Below are 17,879 nucleotides of genomic sequence, written 5' to 3'. Positions count from 1 at the left end.
TTGCTGTTGCTGTTGCTGTTGCTGTTGCTGTTGCTGTTGCTGTTGCTGTTGCTGTTGCTGTTGCTGTTGCTGTTGCTGTTGCTGTTGCTGTTGCTGTTGCTGTTGCTGTTGCTGTTGCTGTTGCTGTTGCTGTTTTAGCTTTTCTTCTACAACCGATAGGTTTTTCTTCGCGGCTTCAAAGTTAGGCTTTTCCTCTAGCAGTTTTTTATACAAATCAGCCGCATCTTCTAATTGACCATTTTTAGCGAGCGAGTTGGCGAGGTTATAGCGGCCGTTAAGGGAGGCATCATGAGAAAATGCTTCGATAGCGGCTTCGTAGTCACCTTTTTGATAACTGGCGGCTCCTTTCCAGCTTGGGTTTGTAAATAGGTTTTGCGCCTGTTCATACTCACCTTGCTTGTATAGTTCCGCTCCTTGTTGGTCGGCATTTAAGAACGGATTAGCTTCTGCATGCGGTGTCCACGTTACTGGGACTACAGTCGCAACTACCATCCAAATCAGGCCGCGTCGAAACAGTAAAGCCGCAGGAAGAAGTAACAACGGCAGTAACCAAAAGCCACTGTTGAGACGAGAATCAGTTTTAACTTCTTCGCTTTGGGTCGCAGAAAGCTGGCTACCAATGTTATTGGTAAAGGCCGCGATGTTTTCAACATCACGGTTGGTGTGTTGAATAGGAACAAATAGGCCACCAGTCTTATTCGCTAGCGTTTGTAGATTTTTCAGATTTGTTTTCGCTACGACGGTTGTGCCTTGTGCCGTTTTTAGCAGAGAGCCATCGGGCAGCGCGATAGGCGCACCGTTAGGAGTCCCGACGGCAAGAACAGAAATGCGAAACTTTGTACCTTGGACTAAATCTAACGCGCGAGACAGCTCTGACGTATCAAGATCATCCGCTAACACGATGATATCGCCTTGTTGCGTGCCGGCTTGAGAAAACTGGTTGATCGCAAGTTCAATCGCGGCAGGCAGGTTTGCTCCTTGAAAAGGCATCAGCTCTGGTGACAAATTTTCGATAATGCCCGCAAGCGTGCTGGAATCAGTTGTCAGTGGACTTAAGTTATAGGCATCGCCAGCGTAAGCAATAAGTCCAGTGGCTCCCTCTTTCCATTTAGGCAGCAAATCGAGCGCCTTATAACGTGTTTGTGCTAGCCGATTGGGTTTGATGTCTGTAGCAAACATAGAGCGAGACATATCAAGCACCAAGATACGGTTTTGGTTTAACTCAAAGCTTGGTCGAGCATTGGACTGCCAGCTTGGCCCCGCTAATGAAATGCAAGTTATTGCCCAAGCTAAACCCCATAGAGTGAAGTAATGCTTAGACTGCGTGTTTTGTCCGAGCATCCGCGATAGGTGAGGGGCAATCAGTGTGGACTTTTGGGCTCTAAATTTGTGATTAAGCAAGAGTGCTATAGGGATCACGATGAGCCCCAAAAGCCAATAAGGATTGAGGAAAATAAACTCAGCCATGTTTTCTCCTTAATAGGAATAACAATACCGATAATACAAATGCAGCGCTTAATGGATATGGAAACCATTCAGACTGTGGGCGCCAAGTTTGTGTGTCGCTAGATACGGGTTCTAGCTGGTTGATGGTGTCATAAATCTTTTCGAGCTCTTCCGTATCTCGCGCTCGAAAATATTGTCCACCTGTCACCTCTGCCACTTTAGTCAGTGTTTGTTCATCTAAGTCGGCTGCGGTGTTGACTTTGCGAGTCATGAAAAACTCTTTCACCATCATTTCACCAGCGCCCACGCCCACGGTGTAAATAGTGGCGTTGTATTTTTTCGCAATTTCCGCTGCTTCTAGCGGCTCGAGTACCCCTGCAGTATTGCTGCCGTCACTGAGCAAAATCATGACTCGTTGGGGAGCATCACTGTCTACAAAGGTTTTTGTGCCTAACCCAATACCATCACCAATGGCGGTTCGTTGACCAACCAAGCCGATGACGGTTTGATTAATCTGTTGCATGACGCTTTTGCGGTCTGCAGTGAGTGGTGTTTGCAAATAAGCATGGTCGCCAAACAAAACAACTCCGAGACGGTCACCTTTTCTCTTTGCTACGAAATCAGACAGAACTTTTTTGACTGCTGTGAGGCGATCGATATATTCGCCGTTGAGTTCCATGTCTTCCTGCTGCATCGAACCGGACAGATCGACGACTAACATCAAGTCCCGATACTTGGGTTGGAATTCAACGGGATCGCCAAACCAAACTGGACGCGCACAAGCGACGACAAGAAGGCCCCAGATCGCGATTGAAAGTGCTTTTTGCAGCGCTTGCTTAGGCTTGCTGCGATTCTCATTAGTTGGTAAGTACGCCAATTTGATCTCGGCTTGTTGAGATTCTTGTGGCAGAAACTTGTATACCAGCCAGGGGATGGGCAACAAAAACAGTGCCCACCACCAGACAAATTCAATGTTTAGCCATTGGGCAAGATCGGTTATGAGTGTTTGCTCAGTCACGGTTATTTGCCTTTTTCTTTGGTGGCAAAGCGTAGGTTATCCAAAAGACACAATCGTCTACCAAGCTTTGATGCTGCCCTTGGGAAGAATTCTGATACAACGCTTCTTGCCACTGATGTTGTTTGTCTACGAATCGACTTTCTTTGGTATGGCTATCGAGAAATTCATACCAAGCGATTCCAGTTAATGGTGCGATCTCTTCACGCGGAAAGTAACTCAATGCTGCCTGGCGCAATATTTCCAGAGCAGAGGAAGGGGTATGAGGCGCGGTAGGTTGAGTTAAAAGTGTTAATGCTGTCTTTTTTGCGCGTAAGTGTTTTTTACGCCATCTCACATAAAGACAAATGCCGAAAACGAACAGCAAGGTTGCTGCAAGCACCACCCACCATCCCCAAGCGAGCGGAAACCAATCCGGTGCGTTTGGCAAAATCAAAGGTTCAAGGTCTAGGCTTTGGTTGTTTGTTGTCATTATTATTACTGCTTAATAAATACTGCTTGTCAGTTTGTTAGCTTAATTGTGAAATTAAGGGCCAGCCACTTGATAGCGTGTTAAATGGAATTGCTATCGAATGGCACTGCTGCTTAATGGTTTCTTGATGTTGGGTAAAGTGGCTTTCGAGTTCTCTTCGTTGTCCTTTAGAGCCAAAGTTAAACCATTGACTATGCAGCCCATCCGAAGCTTTCACTTGACCTCTAAAGTCTGTTTCGCCTCTTTCTAACGGATCATAAAACTGAACGGCCCTTACGCTATTGTGTTGTTTGAGTCGACGTAGTTGTGCCAGTTTCGTTGGTGTTACGTGGGCAAAGTCACTGAGCATAATCAATTCGCTGCCTTTTGGGGTGAGCGTATGAAGTGTCTCCAATACTTGTGTATAAGGCAGTGTACGAGTGTCGTTGCTTGCCGTACGAGTTACTTGCGCATTATGTATGTCGACTATGGCGTTAAGAATCCGCAGCCCTTGTCTTTGTAAAGAAGAGGGGCGAAATTCAAGACATTGATGTCCGTCATCAATCACTGCGCCGATGCGATCTTTTTTAGCTAGAGTTAGCCAAATTAGAACACTGGCAAAGTGGGCCAATTGAACGGATTTGAGTACATACTTAGATCCAAAATGTAGACTAGAACTTAGATCAAGATAAAGAATGACCGCTTGCTCTTTATCTTCTGCAAACAACTTCGTATGTGCTTTACCGGTCCTAGCGGTGACTCGCCAATCAATGCTGCGAATATCGTCGCCAGGTTGATATTGGCGCACCTCCATAAAATCCATACCTCGCCCTTTTTGGCGACTGGTATGGTTACCACTCATCTGCGACCAGAGACTCTGTGCTGGTGGTAACCAACGTACAGATTGAGTGCGATATTGGAGCAGCTCTTCAAGGGTTAATGTCACCCCATTCGCATGAGGTGGTAATGAATGTGTAGCGGACATATCACTCACTCGTTTATGCACTGCCAACAAGGTTTAGCAGTTTATCGATGACCTGGTTTGCCGTAATGCCTTCAGCTTGAGCGTGGTAACTCAATAATAAACGGTGGCGCAGTACCGGATAAGCCATGGTTTGAACATCTTCCGGAGAGACAAAATCACGACCAGCAAGCCAAGCGTGCGCACGTGCACAGCGATCAAGAGCGATGGTAGCACGCGGACTCACACCCATTGACAACCATTTGTCCAACTCAGTGTCATATTTGTTGGCTTGACGTGTCGCCATAACTAAACGGACGATGTACTGCTCTATCGTTTCTGCCATATGAATATCCAACACTTCTTTACGTGCGGTGAATATATCTTGTTGGCTTAACATTGGGCGTTCAACCTTTGCTTCGCCTTTTGCTTCTCCGCGGTTAATACGCAAGATAGATAGCTCATGCTCCGCATCTGGGTATTCCACTTCTAAATGCAATAAAAAGCGGTCTAGCTGCGCTTCAGGAAGGGGGTAGGTCCCTTCTTGCTCTATCGGGTTTTGAGTTGCCATAACCAAAAACAACTCTGGCAGCGGGTAGGTATGACGACCTGCTGTGACTTGTTTCTCTGCCATTGCTTCAAGCATTGCCGCTTGTACTTTGGCTGGTGCACGGTTTATCTCATCCGCAAGAATAAGCGAGTTGAAGATAGGACCTGATTGGAAAGTGAATTCTCCGGTTTCGGGACGGAAGATATCGGTGCCGGTTAAATCGGCTGGCAGCAAATCAGGGGTGAACTGAATGCGGTGGAAGTCGCCTTCAACACAGTCTGAGAGTGATTTTACTGCACGGGTTTTTGCTAACCCAGGAGGGCCTTCAACTAAAATATGCCCATCCGCAAGAAGCGCAACAAGCAGTTGCTTTACCAGATCTTGCTGTCCGATGATCTGCGACTCTAAGTATTGCTGAAGAGTTTCGAAGTTAGATTTATGCATGCTTTGGACTCTCGGTATCCATATGATTTTCGTGTTGAGTATTGGTCATTTTCCATGTGAAAAAAGTTCCAACGCTCTATTGCAATTTATCTTTTCAATATTGGGACGCTACAGAGAATTGCAAGTACGTGCTATCTCTGAAAGTGCTTATTTGACAGTGTGTTACATTTATTTTTCATAATATAATGAGAAATGCCTCTAGTTTTGTACATATGAGCCGATAAAGATTCCGTGGTGTGCGTGTCATGAGATATGCACCTGATTCCCCTTGTGGGGCCAATAACAAGTGATTCTTTTAAAAGGTCCGAATATGTTGAAACTTCATTCCTTGAGCATCAAACAGAAGGTTGTACTTGGCATTACGTTTGCTGTTCTAGCATCAACAATCATTGTTGGTGTTATGGCTCAGCGTCATGCGAGAGATGTATTGAGCCATCGTCTTATTGACATCGAGCTACCTGCGATGTTGCAGCAAATCAATACCGAAATTGACCGCGAAGTTGTCGAAATGCAACAAGCGGCAAAACAGCTGGCTACAAACGAATTTATTGTTGAAGCCCTATCTAATACAGACCGTGATCCGTCAGTAGAAGTTCAGTTGGTTCAGCAGCTCAATAACGTTAAATCACAGTATGGTCTTAATGATGCGTCGGTAGCGAATCGTCAAACGGCATATTACTGGAATCAAAACGGATTCTTACGTCAACTTAACCGAACGCAAGATGCTTGGTTCTTTGGATTTACGTCGTCTGGTCAAGAAACGTCCGTGAGTGTGTTCCAAGAGGCAAATGGCGAAGTGAAAATGTTTGCCAATTTCCAAGATCTTAATGGTACATCAATGTCAGGTCTCTCTAAATCTATGGGAGACATGGTTGCTTTGCTCAATGGGTTTAAAATTGAAGATACGGGTTACGTGTTCCTCACTAATGAACAAGGCCAGATTCAAATACACCGCCAACAAGGTAAGAACCAAACTTCTATCACTAAACTATTTGGTAGTGACGCAAGTGCGCTGTTGAACAAAAATAGCTTCAACCTAATTAATGTGGAGTTTGAAGGGCAGGATACTTTTGCTTCTAGTTTGTATGTTCCTTCAATGAACTGGTTTGTTATTGGCGTGGTTCCCGTTGATGAAGTATTCGCAGACCTGAATGTGACAGCTAAAAAAATGCTGTTTACGACCATCATTGTTGCCGTTGTATTCATCCTCATGGGCGTATGGTTAGCAAACAGCATTACGAAACCAATCCGACTGATTGCCGATCGTTTTACCGACCTTGGGCAAGGTGAAGGCGATTTGGCGCAGCGTATTGAAATTAAGAGTAATGATGAAATTGCTCAGCTTTCAAAAGGCTTTAATGGATTTATTGAGAAGATTCATGCCACGATGAAAGAGGTTGCTCTAACCAGTGGCTCATTAAGTCAAGCGGCAGAAAGTGTGTCAACGAAAGCAACATCCACACACGACAACAGCCAAGAGCAGCGTGATCAAACCATTCAAGTAGTTGCAGCTATCAACCAAATGGGTGCGACCATCAGTGAAATTGCATCGAACGCTGCTACCGCTGCTGATACGGCAAATCAGGCTTCAGATAACACTCAAACTGGTCGAGAAGTTGTGATGAAAGCAAAAGAGGTGATCAGCCGCCTAGCCGATGATGTTGAAACAACCAATATTGTTGTTACGCAGTTGGCATCGACAACCAAAGATATTGGCTCGATTCTGGGTGTAATTCGTGACATCTCTGAGCAAACGAATTTACTTGCGCTAAACGCTGCAATTGAAGCTGCTCGTGCTGGTGAGCAGGGACGTGGTTTTGCGGTTGTTGCTGATGAGGTAAGAAACCTAGCTTCACGCACGGCTGATTCTACAGAAGAGATTCAGCGCATGATCAATCAGCTTCAAAGTGACGCACAAGACGCGGTAAATGCTATGGAAGCGGGCAAAGCGGTCACCATAGAAGGGGTTACTTCTACCGATGAAGCAGTCGAGGTATTAATCAGTATTTCTGAACGAATCACCGACATCTCTGATCGTAATACACAAGTTGCAACGGCGACGGAAGAGCAATCCACGGTGGTGCATACCATTAATCAAAATATCGAAGAAATCAACGCGATAAATGAAATGACAACCGCGACAGCAGAAGAGTTGGCGGATGCAAGTCGCGATCTTCAAGCGCTCTCTTCTCGTTTAGACAAGATGGTTGGTAGCTTCAAGTTATAGAGTTGGATAGAATAGGCGAAGTTTAAAAGTTCAATCATTAATTTTAGGTAAGTACTATGAATGACTTCGAAAAAGAACTAGAGCAAATTTCTCAAGAAACCGCTCAGGAGCCAGAAGTAAAACTGCCGTCGCTAGAAGAGCAAAAAGCGATCGTCGCTGAGCTGAAAAAGCTGGAAGCGGAAGGTAAGCTGACGCCAGAAGTGTTAGAACAACACTTTGGTAAGTTTAACCAAAAAAACGCTGTTCCAATCCACTAAGTTAGGTGGTGTTTTGCCTCTAACGTGCGTGATTAAATCACCTGCTCAAACACAAAAAGGGAGTTTATACTCCCTTTTTTAATGTCTGAAAAATGCTAATACCTCTCATATACTTGCCACTTAAAAATTATTGACACTTCAATGAGTTATTAATTAGTACTAGTGATTTTCATACTTGACAATACTACCGCTCTATCTAAATCTATTGCGTATTTCAATAAAAACGACCAAGGGAATGCGATCAGGATGGAGCAGCAAAAAAAAAGAAACGTTATTTTAATCACGGAGGGAAGTCTACAGTCATCTCTGTTGAAAGATGTATTGGAGACCAAACTCGGTATTAGTGTTGCTCTAATCACGCCAGATAATCTGATTCACGGAGTGTTACATGAATCTCTTGCATCAGCCATTATTGTTGATTGCAGCGTGATCACGGATGAAATTTTTCGCCGTTATGCGGAGTTTAAAGCGGCCAAGCAGAAAGACACGCTTGAAATCTTAATTAATTGTGAGCAATCCATATCGACAGAAGATCTCTTTGCTTGGCGTACTTTGGCCGGTATTTTCTATACCTCTGATGATATAAAAACGTTGCAAGTTGGTATTGGTAAGGTGCTTCAAGGAGATATGTGGTTCAGCCGTAAGTTTTCTCAGCAGTACATTACTTACCTTCGTCGACATTGCAAACCTATAAATAAGAATGTTTCCGCTATTCTGACCAAACGAGAGCAACAAATAATTACCTTTCTTTCCATGGGGGCGTCCAATCAACAAATCGCCGAACAATTATTTGTCAGCGAGAATACGGTAAAAACGCATTTACATAATATTTTCAAGAAGATTGATGTAAAAAATAGAGTTCAAGCACTTATTTGGGCAAAGGAAAATATTTCAGACAACTCGTTAACGGTGTAATGCTATTGCAATATTAGGTTGCCTAATTTAGTAAACTCTTAATAATTTCTGTGACCTGAATGTGTTAAAAGTGTTTCTTTTATGAGAAACACTTTTTTTGGTTCTCTTTTTAATAACTTTAGAATTTAAAAAAGTAGCAAATAACTTTACTCTGTGAACTAGCACTTACATATCAAACTAAGTGCTGACGATTAACTACTAATTTAAGAATGTTAAGTCACTGAAAGTATGAGAAACATTATGGAACAGTATATGGAAAAGCCTGAAATCCTAATGCTCACTCAACAAAGTTTACAGAGTGAAAACTTTAAGGAAATGCTTTCTAAAAATACAGAAACTAAAATAACGATCATTGATACTAAAAACCCTAGTTATCATGAACTCATTCCGGAACGCTACTTTTTGCTTGTTGATTTTTCAGTTGAGATTCCTTCCGAAACTTTAGTTTATTTAAAAGATAGTAATAAAGTGCTAGGAACCATAATGCTTAATCTAGGTTATGACTTAGACACAGAAGAACTCGCTTCTTGGCCTCATGTAAAAGGTATATTTGGTCCAGGAGATTCAATGGACAAGGTTTGTCAGGGATTAAAAGCAATAATAAAAGGGGATAATTGGCTGTCTCGAAGATTACTTGATCAGCTAGTAAATTATTATCGAGGTAGAGAAGCAAATAACATTATCGAACCTGCTATTGAGGTTGAGCTTACTCGGCGTGAAGTTCAGGTTTTAAAAATGTTGAAAGAAGGTGGTTCAAATATGGAAATCGCTGATTCTTTATTTATCAGCGAGCATACTATTAAATCACATCTATACAATATTTTTAGAAAGTTAGAAGTAAAGAACCGTACGCAAGCTACAAGTTGGGCTAAGAGAAACCTGTAGTACTAGTATTAACTTGCTGTAATAAAAAGAAAATACTCTATAAAGTACTAAATTTTATATTTATTATTAAAATGTCAGTCTGAAATATCATCCCATATTCAAACTTATTCCTATTCAGTTGACTATTAGACTTCTCATGTCGTGACGAATCTAGTCAGACGTGGAACAGAAGGTCTATTCAATTAATAAGCTAAGAGGGAATAAAAATGAGCGCAAGTGACAATGACACGTATTTAGGCGATGCAGGTGTAAATAACCAATTTGCTGATTTCGATGGCGGCGATGATTTGTTTATCGGTTTTGGTGGTAATGACTCGTTTGTTGGCGGTGGCGGTAATGATTATGTGATCGGCGGCGACGGCGATGATCGCCTAACCGGTGGTGCAGGAGATGACATCCTTAGGGCTGGTACAGGAAACGACTACCTCGGCGGTGGTACCGGTAATGACTTGCTGTTGGGTTTGCTGGGCGACAATAAATTAAATGGTGGTGTCGGTGAAGATATTCTTGTTGCTGGTTCTGGTGACAACGTTTTAGTTGGCGGCAGCAATGGCGATAAGTTTGTGTTCACGGATAAGTTTGGTGGCCATGGCGAAGCCAAAGTTGTTGACTTCACCATTGGTGAAGACTCTTTGCACATCATTAGCGACTCTGTCACTGACTTTGGTGATTTAAGCTTTAGCTACGATGCAGTTGGGAATGCAGTGTTTACCGATGGGGCTGATCTAACAGTGAAACTTATTGGCGTGACTGAAACTGACATCAACACCTATGGTGCAGATCTGTTCGTAATCTAAACGACTGAAAATAACTCTGGATGGGAATTAGTTTGCGTGGCTCTGCCATGCTGAGGTGAACTAATCGGACACTCTAGAGCGATTTGAGGTTACCTTAAGCTAGGCGCTAGTATTTCTGGCGCCTACAATTTTCACGTTAAACGGAAGTAGTCGTGCAAAAAACGGTTTTCAAAGAAGTGAAACAAAAACTATGCACGCTTGCGGGCTTGCTGATCGTTTTTAGCCTTTTAATCAACTTATTGGTTCTCTCGATTCCGTTGTACATGCTTCAAGTGTACAACCGAGTGATATCCTCCTACTCAACCGATACTTTATTCTTGCTCACTGTCATCGTAATTGTCGCGCTGTTAACCATGTCCATCATCGACATTGCACGAGCACAAATGAGTAAATCTTTTGGTTATTGGATGGATACAAAACTCTCCGCTTTCATGCTCAAGCGCACGATTCAATATCAATCACATACCGGGAAGAGTTATACCTCGCAAACTCTGAGAGACATTCAGAACATCAAAAGCTTTTTGAGCAGTCAAGCACCTTATCCACTGTTGGATGCGCCCTGGACACCGCTGTTTATTTTATTTGTGTATTTATTGCACCCGATACTAGGTCACATCGCGTTACTTGGATCTATCGTATTGTTTAGCCTAGGTCTACTCAATGAGCTGATGACGCGTAAAACAATGCAAGAGAGCGAAGTCAGAGCGATTTCTCATATCAACAACGCAGAATTAGCCACGCAAAACTCCAATTCAATTCTCGCAATGGGGATGATGAATGCATTTTTAGAGAAGTGGCAGTCGCGCGTGAGTGAAGTGAATGTGCTTGAAGAGCGAGTTGCAGGTAAGTCCATCTACATGGCTAACTTTTCTAAGTTTGTACGTGGCTCATTACAGATATTTTTACTGGGAGGTGGTGCATGGTTAGTTATCCAACATGAGATAACGGCAGGGGCGATGATCGCGAGCTCCATATTAATGAGTCGGGCATTATCGCCGATGGAGCAGGCGATAGGCACGTGGCGAAGCGCGATGTCTGCTAAAGGCGCCTATAAAAGGTTGAAAGAAATCGATGCGATCGTGCGCCAAGATGAATCAGATATGCCACTGCCTAAACCAAAAGGACACTATGAGCTTTCCGGACTGGCCTATCGCCATCCTGGAGCAACTGAACCAGTGCTCTCATCGCTCAGCTTATCGATTCCTCCGGGTGTTGCTGTTGGGGTGATTGGCCCTTCTGGTACGGGTAAATCGACGTTTGCTCGGCTGCTATTAGGTACGGTTAAGCCGTTAGCGGGTAAAGTGACTCTTGATGGTATGGAAGTCTCCGTATGGTCATCTGAAGATCGCGGCGTACATTTTGGGTATCTCGCTCAAGAGGTGGAGTTATTTCCTGGCACAATTCGAGAGAACATCGCACGCTTTAAAGAAGAAGACCCCGCTAAAGTCATCAAGGCGGCGCAACTAGCAGGATGTCATGAATTAATACTCAAGAAAAACAAAGGCTATGATTGCATTATTGGTGAAAATGGCCGTGGTTTATCTGGGGGGGAAAGGCAGAGAATCGCTCTTGCAAGAGCCGTTTATGGCGACCCATCTATTGTGATTTTCGATGAAGCGAATGCCAACCTCGATGGTGAGGGAGAGGCTGCGTATCAACGTTTGATTGCCCATTTAAAAGCACAGAGTACAACGATTATCGTCATTGCCCACAATCCGAGTACGTTACGACAAATGGATAGGCTGTTGTATTTGGCTGACGGCCGAGTCAAGTTATACGGCGCTAAAGATGAAGTATTAAAACGTTTGATGGGCGAAGAAAGAACAGATATCCCAAGGGTAAGAAATGAGCAATCAACTGCCAACCGTTAATCAGAGTTCTACCGAGATCGTATATCGTTTTAGCCCCAAAGCGAGACTAAGCTTTCGAAAACCAATTTTACTCGGTGTGGTGACCTTAAGTGTTTTTCTTGGAGGTCTTGGCTACTGGGCTGCAACAGCCAAATTAGAAAGTGCAGCGATTGCTTATGGTGATTTGTCAGTTCTCACTAAGCGACAAGAAATTCAGCATTTAGAAGGCGGTATTATTGAAAAGCTATATGTACAGGAAGGGGATTTAGTCGAAAAAGGTCAGTTATTAATTCAACTTTCTAAGCGTCAAGCTATGGCTAAGTTGGACTCGTTAAGTGGTCGTTTTATCCATACTCTAGCAAAGGAAAACCGTTTAAGTGCGGAGCTTGACGAGCTTCCAACGATTGTATGGTCTGATGATCTTGAAAGCATTCCCCGTGTCGATATCGTACAAGAAGCACAACTGGTTCAAAACAAGATCTTTGAAGCGAGAAAGCGATTCTTTGATAGTAAACTGAGTATCATTGAGCAGAGTATTTCTGGAGCAAATTTAGAGCTTGAAAACCTTCAGCAAACCAAAGTGATTGAGACGGAACGACTCAACTTTATTGCTGAAGAAATAGACAGCAACCAAGCCTTGGTGCAAAAAGGTTTCTCGGGAAAATCTACTTTGCTTCAACTCAAGCGCTTAGCAGCGGAGGTGAGAAGTACCTTAAGCCAGTTAGACAGGCAATCGCTCACCGTTAGAAAAAGGTTAGATGAGAACCTAGCGCAAATTGAAGAGTTGAAGCTTGAAAGGCTGAATGAGATTGTCGAGGAACTACGAAACACCAAAACGGAAATTGTCGCAATTCGGGAAGAATATCGCTCCGCTCAAGATATTGTCGCAAGAACAACGATCAACGCACCTATTTCTGGTCGCGTAGTCAACATGCAAGTGTTTACCGAAAAAGGTGTGATTGGCTCGGGTGAAACGTTACTAGAACTGGTCCCGCAAGACGATAAGTTGTTAGTCGAGGCTCGTGTTAATCCTCAGGATATTGATTTAGTGAATCCAGGCCAGCAAGCGCATGTTCGTCTGACCGCTCTGAATGCACGGACGTTGGCACCTTTAGACGGTACTGTGCTGACGATTTCTGCCGATAAGCTCTCGCAAGAAAACCAAGAAGATTTTTATCTCGCTAGAATTGCAATTTCACCGGAAGATGTGACAAAACATCGTTTAACCTCAGGCATGAATGCCGAAGTGCTTATTTTATCTGAGCCACGAACGCCATTGAGCTACCTAATAAAGCCAATTACAGAAAGCATGAATCGCGCCTTCAGAGAGGAGTAATTTCAAAAAGACTTGAGTGAGCACGGACAACAGACAAAATAATTTGTTATCGTTAGCTGTTACTGGGCCGTATTTTTATTCGAGGGAGCCGTGGAATGGAGAAAGTGCAGTTAGTTGTCGATTTTCTTCTCACTCATAAATTGATTTTTACCGCACTGATCTTTGCGATTATGTGGTTAATTCGTCGTGCAATTTTATCGATGATTCGTGGTGATCACGCTTTTCTCTCAGAAGATCAGCGTAGTTGGATGTCCAGAACTAAAAATGGCACCTTTGCTGTTACATTACTGATTTTATTTATTTTATGGCAATCAGAAATTAACGAGTTTGCTCTGAGTGTAACGGCGATTGCCGTTGCCATTGTAGTGGCATCCAAAGAAATCATTTTGTGTTTTACGGGTTCGATTCAAAGAGCAAGTTCACGTTCTTTTCGCGTTGGGGACTGGATTGAGGTCGGGAAGTTATGCGGTGAAGTGATTGAGCACAATATGATGGCGACGGTGATTCAAGAGATCGACCTGCATCACGGGCAATATCATTACACCGGCAAAACAGCGACATTGCCTAATAGTATGTTCTTTACCTATCCAGTAAAGAACCTCAACTTCATGAAGCGGTACGTTTACCACAACTTTTCTGTAGTGGTGAAAGACTTCGTCAATTTGTATCCACTGTTACCGATTTTAACTGATAAAATTGAAGAACATTGCAGTTACTTTGCTGATGTTGCACATCGTTACAATGCGATGATTGAAAAACATGCTGGTGTTGACCTTCCTGGTTCTGAGCCACATATGCATATTTCTAGTAACATTAATGGCGAACAAATTCTGCACGTGATGATTTTCTGCCCAACCGATAAAGCGAACCACTTAGAGCATTTAATTCGTAAGGACTTTATGGAACTTTATGAGCAACGTTTTCCTGTAGTGCGAGAAGAATAGAGCATCGTACTTCGCCTTTAATTTCAAACCCCGCTATCAAAATAGCGGGGTTTGTGTTTCTTAGCGTATTTTTAGGCAGTCAAAATATTCCCAACTTAGCTGAATTTACTCTTCAGCATTAAAAATAGGAAGTAAGTGCTGCCTATAATAGCGACCAACGTGCCAGCTGCGACCTGACTTGGATAAATAGCGATTTGTCCTAGCCAATCTGCCCACAACATTAGGGTTGCGCCAATTAAGGCTCCGACACACAGTTGCTCTTTCACTTTTCTTGCTCCTAACATCATCGCCATATGGGGAGCGACCAAGCCAACAAAAGATATTGGACCAACTGTAGCGGTAGAAAAGGCGCATAACAAAGCAACGATGGTGAGCATAAGCGTATTGGCTACGGTAGGGTTAAGCCCTCGTGCATTTGAGAATTGTCGCCCGATGGAAATTAGTGTTAGCCAACGAGAAATCGAGAATACAGCGGCAAGCAGAACTATTATGGCCAAACATAACATCAGTGCGGTGTCGGCTGTGACTCGATAAATAGAACCAGTTAGCCACAATAAAATTTTGTAACTGTCACCTGAGCCTTGAGCTAGCGAAAATTGAACGAGGGCTTCTAATAGTGCCGTTAGTGCGATGCCGGACAACACGAAGTTAGATGGATTAAAATGGCTTCGTTTACCGATAACCAGCAATAACATCAATACGGACATACTTCCGAAAAAAGCGATACCCCAGCTAAATGCGGAGAGAAGCGACCCAGCGATGACTCCTGTCGTAATAATGGCAAACGTGGCTCCGGAAGACACACCGAGAATATCGGGACTTGCCAGAGGGTTGTAAACTATGCGTTGCAAAATGATTCCGGCAACGGATAGCGCAATACCGACAGAAAGTGCGGTTAACATGCGCGGCCAGCGCAATTGCCATTGGAACTCACCTGGCACAGACCATTGAATTCCGTTTATACCATGGGTAACGAATGAGTAAGCTAGAATCCCAACCAGACTGAATAGCGCAATGCTGCATACCGCGCGTTTAGAAAGCGCCGTTTTTCCTTGGCTCATTGAAAGGTTAAGTTGATCGGTTGCCGTCAGTTTTTTACGAGTAAACCAAATTAAAGCGGGAGCGCCAATAGCTGCAGCCGCTACGCCGCTAGGAATGGTTTCCTCTAACCATAAGCTCAGCGAGATAGCGGCAGAGTCTGTGATGATTAGTAGCATTGCGCCCAAAAGCATGCTGCTGATCAATTCGTCGCGCGGTGTTCTTGCCCCCATCGCTCTGGCAATATTGGGTGTCAGTAATCCGATGAAGCTGATAATACCAACTGCGGTGATGGAGGCAGATACCAGCCAAATACCCATCACCATTAACGCACCAAACGCGGGTAATACCGCTAAGCCTCGGGCTGCTGCGCCTTCTTGTCCTAGTTTCATTAAGGTCAGAATACGTGGTGCGACGATCAAAATTACGATTGCGATAGCGCAGCGAGGCAATAACCACTCAAACCAATCCCAGCTGTATTGAGAGAGGTCTCCTGCTCCCCACATAAAAATATTCTGTGCGAACTGGGCGTTTAAAATAATAATGGCTGTGGCGATAGAACCGAGCAAGATATTGATCACCATCCCCGAAACGACCAACGGCAAACCTGTCATATTACGCACACCGGCAATTGATACGATCAGGCCAAACGCCACTAAAGCCCCAAACATTGCGGCTAATGCAGAGTAATCGGCGACCCAATCGACGAACCAAATGTTTACCACGACTAATGCAAGCCAAGCACCAGAAGAGGTGCCAAGAGTCAACGGCGAGGTGAGGTTATTCTGCGTTAATTGCTGCATTAAGCTGCCGGTGAGACCAAGCATGGCACCAACAAGCAGGGTCATACTTAACCTAGGAAGCTGCGCTTGCGTAAAGAATACGTCACGAAACTCGGTTGCTACCTCTGGTTTTGTTAATAATTGCCATTGTTCGAAAAGTGATAAATTAGTATCAATTTGTAGGCTAAAGACGCTAAGTAATGTAATCAGCGCCAGATAACCAATATAATGTTTCGTTCTCATTGTTCTGGTGCCAACTCTATTAGACTGTCGGTAATCGCTTCAGCGGTGTATTGCAAAGACATGGCACCGCCATACGCCCACACTGCTCTGACTGAATTTACCCGCTGCTTTTTCACAAACGGCATCGCTTGCCAAAGTGGCGACTCTTTCAGTTTTCGTTCTTCTGGGAAAGGTTGTACGTAGAGAACGTAGCTGTTTTGAAGGCTCTGAAGCCGATTGATTCGATCTTGCTTTACTCCCCACGCACGTGGGTCCTCTTTAATTGGAGCCTGTAATCCCAGTTTTCTAACCACGTAGTCAGTGGTGGAGTTTTCGGTTGCAAGTAATACAGTATTCGGGGTTGAAAATCGCATCACAAGAACGCTGAGTGGAGCAGAGTAATAGTGGCGAATTCGCTGGCGCATCTGCGCAAATGAAGCATCTAATTCTGCCAGTTTCTGTTCAGCAAGTGCCTCTTTATTGAATAGCTTGCTGAGTGTACGAAAGTGACGAATGGCCGTTTCAGCTGCGGCCTCATTTTCAGAAAAATTAGGTAAATAGATTACCGGAGCAATTTGTTTGAGTAACGGAATCAAGTCTTGCTGTGGAGACGCAGCAAGGATGACATCTGGTTTCAAACTGGCTATTTTTTCTAAGTTGGGCTCTGCTCGGGTTCCAATATCTTCAATTGACTCTGGTGCAGTTGGATTGACGACCCATTGGCGGTAGCCTGGTAAATTTGGGGCTGCGATTGGTTCTACGTTTAGCGCCAAAACTTGTTCTAAGATGTCCCAGTTTAAGGCTACAACGCGTTGTGGCGCGTGCTCAAAACTATGCTCACCATATTCATCGGTAACGGTGATGACTGCATGTGCATTGGTCATAAAAAATGCGAGGAGAAAAGCAGATTGTGTAACCACAGTAAGTAAACGAGCTATTATGCGCATACAACAGCCACCTTTTGGCTCGCTAATGTGTTAGCCGGGCTTGGGTGTTCAATCAGCTTAATTGGTGACTCATATAGTTTAGAAAGGCGTGCCTCGTCTAACAACATGTCGGCGTTGCCTTCAAAGGCAATCTTACCTTTTTTGAGCGCAACAATGTGGGTGGCGTAGCGCAGTGCTAAGTTCAGATCGTGCAGGATCACGATAATGCCTACATTCTCGGTTCGATTCAGTTCTGCAAGCAGCGCCATTAGTTGAAACTGATGGTGAACATCGAGCGCCGAGGTTGGCTCATCGAGAATTAAAATTGGCGATTGTTGAGCCAGTAGCATAGACACCCAAGCGCGTTGGCGCTCGCCGCCCGATAAGTCATCCGCCAAAGCTTGAGCAAAAGGTGTAACTCCTGTTCGTTCCATAGCCTGCGTGATGATCTGTTTGTCTTCGGTTTTCCAACGACCAAGTGCCCCACGCCACGGAAAGCGACCTAAGCGCACTAGCTCTTCTACCGTTAAACCAGCCGAAGAGGGCAGCTTTTGTGGCAAATAGGCGATCTGTTTTGCCAACTCTTTGGTTTTAAGTGATGAAAGGGAAGTATCGTTTAGTGTTACCGTGCCTTTATCTGGCGACATTTGACCAGAAAGCAGGTTCACCAGTGTCGACTTACCTGAACCGTTATGGCCTAAAACGACCGTTAGCTCATTTGTTGGGATGTTAAGTTGTTCGATGCCGAGGATCTGACGTCCACCTCGCACGATCTCAATATTAGACAGTTGAAACATGGATGGCTCTTAGGAGAAAACTCCCCTCAATAGAGG

General features: G+C 44.1%; 16 protein-coding genes. 8 read left to right on the top strand and 8 right to left on the bottom strand.

Going from position 1 to position 17,879, the window contains the following annotated elements:
- From KI742_RS08960 to KI742_RS08940, 5 genes are all read right to left on the bottom strand, one after another.
- A partial coding sequence (locus KI742_RS08960) for a VWA domain-containing protein (protein ID WP_285445297.1) occupies nt 1-1,467 on the bottom strand: 1,467 nt, incomplete at its 3' end.
- The gene (locus KI742_RS08955) at nt 1,460-2,464 is read right to left on the bottom strand and encodes a VWA domain-containing protein (RefSeq protein ID WP_050550100.1); all 1,005 of its coding nucleotides are present in this window, start codon (nt 2,462-2,464) and stop codon (nt 1,460-1,462) included. The genes KI742_RS08960 and KI742_RS08955, both read right to left, overlap by 8 nt.
- Nucleotides 2,457-2,933, bottom strand: coding sequence for a DUF4381 domain-containing protein (locus KI742_RS08950; protein WP_017821862.1), 477 nt, complete (start codon nt 2,931-2,933; stop codon nt 2,457-2,459). Before KI742_RS08950 ends, KI742_RS08955 begins: the two co-directional genes overlap by 8 nt.
- A gap of 37 nt (nt 2,934-2,970) precedes the next feature.
- Complete coding sequence (locus KI742_RS08945) at nt 2,971-3,897, bottom strand: DUF58 domain-containing protein (RefSeq protein ID WP_262629585.1); 927 nt, start codon at nt 3,895-3,897, stop codon at nt 2,971-2,973.
- A gap of 13 nt (nt 3,898-3,910) precedes the next feature.
- Complete coding sequence (locus KI742_RS08940; RefSeq protein ID WP_017635415.1) at nt 3,911-4,867, bottom strand: MoxR family ATPase; 957 nt, start codon at nt 4,865-4,867, stop codon at nt 3,911-3,913.
- Between the two features lie 310 nt (nt 4,868-5,177).
- On the opposite strand from KI742_RS08940, the gene KI742_RS08935 reads away from it, so the two are divergent.
- The 8 genes from KI742_RS08935 (at nt 5,178) to KI742_RS08900 (ending at nt 14,078) form a co-directional block, all read left to right on the top strand.
- On the top strand, nt 5,178-7,094 hold the full coding sequence (locus KI742_RS08935; protein ID WP_285385822.1) for a methyl-accepting chemotaxis protein: 1,917 nt from the start codon (nt 5,178-5,180) through the stop codon (nt 7,092-7,094).
- Nucleotides 7,095-7,150: 56 nt separating this feature from the next.
- On the top strand, nt 7,151-7,351 hold the full coding sequence (locus KI742_RS08930; RefSeq protein WP_005375165.1) for a restriction endonuclease subunit S: 201 nt from the start codon (nt 7,151-7,153) through the stop codon (nt 7,349-7,351).
- A gap of 246 nt (nt 7,352-7,597) precedes the next feature.
- Entirely contained in the window at nt 7,598-8,266 is a 669-nt protein-coding gene (locus KI742_RS08925; RefSeq protein WP_021707603.1) for a LuxR C-terminal-related transcriptional regulator, read from the top strand.
- A gap of 228 nt (nt 8,267-8,494) precedes the next feature.
- The gene (locus KI742_RS08920) at nt 8,495-9,151 is read left to right on the top strand and encodes a LuxR C-terminal-related transcriptional regulator (RefSeq protein ID WP_005383910.1); all 657 of its coding nucleotides are present in this window, start codon (nt 8,495-8,497) and stop codon (nt 9,149-9,151) included.
- Between the two features lie 206 nt (nt 9,152-9,357).
- Nucleotides 9,358-9,948, top strand: a complete 591-nt coding sequence (locus KI742_RS08915) for a calcium-binding protein (protein ID WP_005375168.1) — start codon at nt 9,358-9,360, stop codon at nt 9,946-9,948.
- A 152-nt stretch (nt 9,949-10,100) separates the two neighbouring features.
- Nucleotides 10,101-11,819 (top strand): type I secretion system permease/ATPase, encoded by a 1,719-nt coding sequence (locus KI742_RS08910; protein ID WP_285385820.1) that lies wholly within the window; start codon nt 10,101-10,103, stop codon nt 11,817-11,819.
- Nucleotides 11,794-13,134, top strand: coding sequence for an HlyD family type I secretion periplasmic adaptor subunit (locus KI742_RS08905; protein ID WP_005383906.1), 1,341 nt, complete (start codon nt 11,794-11,796; stop codon nt 13,132-13,134). The genes KI742_RS08910 and KI742_RS08905 overlap by 26 nt, the downstream gene beginning before the upstream one ends.
- Nucleotides 13,135-13,229: 95 nt before the next feature.
- Nucleotides 13,230-14,078 (top strand): mechanosensitive ion channel family protein, encoded by an 849-nt coding sequence (locus KI742_RS08900; RefSeq protein ID WP_005375171.1) that lies wholly within the window; start codon nt 13,230-13,232, stop codon nt 14,076-14,078.
- Nucleotides 14,079-14,173: 95 nt separating this feature from the next.
- On the opposite strand, the gene fhuB is transcribed toward KI742_RS08900, so the two are convergent.
- From fhuB to KI742_RS08885, 3 genes are read right to left on the bottom strand one after another with little or no spacing between them, the layout of a single operon-like run.
- On the bottom strand, nt 14,174-16,141 hold the full coding sequence (fhuB, locus tag KI742_RS08895; RefSeq protein ID WP_005383903.1) for a Fe(3+)-hydroxamate ABC transporter permease FhuB: 1,968 nt from the start codon (nt 16,139-16,141) through the stop codon (nt 14,174-14,176).
- Nucleotides 16,138-17,067 (bottom strand): iron-siderophore ABC transporter substrate-binding protein, encoded by a 930-nt coding sequence (locus KI742_RS08890; RefSeq protein ID WP_154203993.1) that lies wholly within the window; start codon nt 17,065-17,067, stop codon nt 16,138-16,140. The genes fhuB and KI742_RS08890 overlap by 4 nt, the downstream gene beginning before the upstream one ends.
- Nucleotides 17,058-17,843 (bottom strand): ABC transporter ATP-binding protein, encoded by a 786-nt coding sequence (locus tag KI742_RS08885; protein ID WP_005375174.1) that lies wholly within the window; start codon nt 17,841-17,843, stop codon nt 17,058-17,060. Before KI742_RS08885 ends, KI742_RS08890 begins: the two co-directional genes overlap by 10 nt.
- Nucleotides 17,844-17,879 lie beyond the last annotated feature (36 nt).

The organism is Vibrio sp. D417a, assembly GCF_030248595.1.
Taxonomy (GTDB): Bacteria; Pseudomonadota; Gammaproteobacteria; order Enterobacterales; family Vibrionaceae; genus Vibrio; species Vibrio alginolyticus.
Note: the sequence above shows the minus strand (reverse complement) of the source record. Positions and strands in the feature narration are given on the sequence as shown.

Bases quoted from the DNA above. Each gene is read 5' to 3' on its own strand.
- KI742_RS08950 (WP_017821862.1), bottom strand. From the start codon at position 2,933: ATGACAACAAACAACCAAAGCCTAGACCTTGAACCTTTGATTTTGCCA.
- KI742_RS08945 (WP_262629585.1), bottom strand. From the start codon at position 3,897: ATGTCCGCTACACATTCATTACCACCTCATGCGAATGGGGTGACATTA.
- KI742_RS08940 (WP_017635415.1), bottom strand. From the start codon at position 4,867: ATGCATAAATCTAACTTCGAAACTCTTCAGCAATACTTAGAGTCGCAG.
- KI742_RS08935 (WP_285385822.1), top strand. From the start codon at position 5,178: ATGTTGAAACTTCATTCCTTGAGCATCAAACAGAAGGTTGTACTTGGC.
- KI742_RS08930 (WP_005375165.1), top strand. From the start codon at position 7,151: ATGAATGACTTCGAAAAAGAACTAGAGCAAATTTCTCAAGAAACCGCT.
- KI742_RS08925 (WP_021707603.1), top strand. From the start codon at position 7,598: ATGGAGCAGCAAAAAAAAAGAAACGTTATTTTAATCACGGAGGGAAGT.
- KI742_RS08920 (WP_005383910.1), top strand. From the start codon at position 8,495: ATGAGAAACATTATGGAACAGTATATGGAAAAGCCTGAAATCCTAATG.
- KI742_RS08915 (WP_005375168.1), top strand. From the start codon at position 9,358: ATGAGCGCAAGTGACAATGACACGTATTTAGGCGATGCAGGTGTAAAT.
- KI742_RS08905 (WP_005383906.1), top strand. From the start codon at position 11,794: ATGAGCAATCAACTGCCAACCGTTAATCAGAGTTCTACCGAGATCGTA.
- KI742_RS08900 (WP_005375171.1), top strand. From the start codon at position 13,230: ATGGAGAAAGTGCAGTTAGTTGTCGATTTTCTTCTCACTCATAAATTG.
- fhuB (WP_005383903.1), bottom strand. From the start codon at position 16,141: ATGAGAACGAAACATTATATTGGTTATCTGGCGCTGATTACATTACTT.
- KI742_RS08890 (WP_154203993.1), bottom strand. From the start codon at position 17,067: ATGCGCATAATAGCTCGTTTACTTACTGTGGTTACACAATCTGCTTTT.
- KI742_RS08885 (WP_005375174.1), bottom strand. From the start codon at position 17,843: ATGTTTCAACTGTCTAATATTGAGATCGTGCGAGGTGGACGTCAGATC.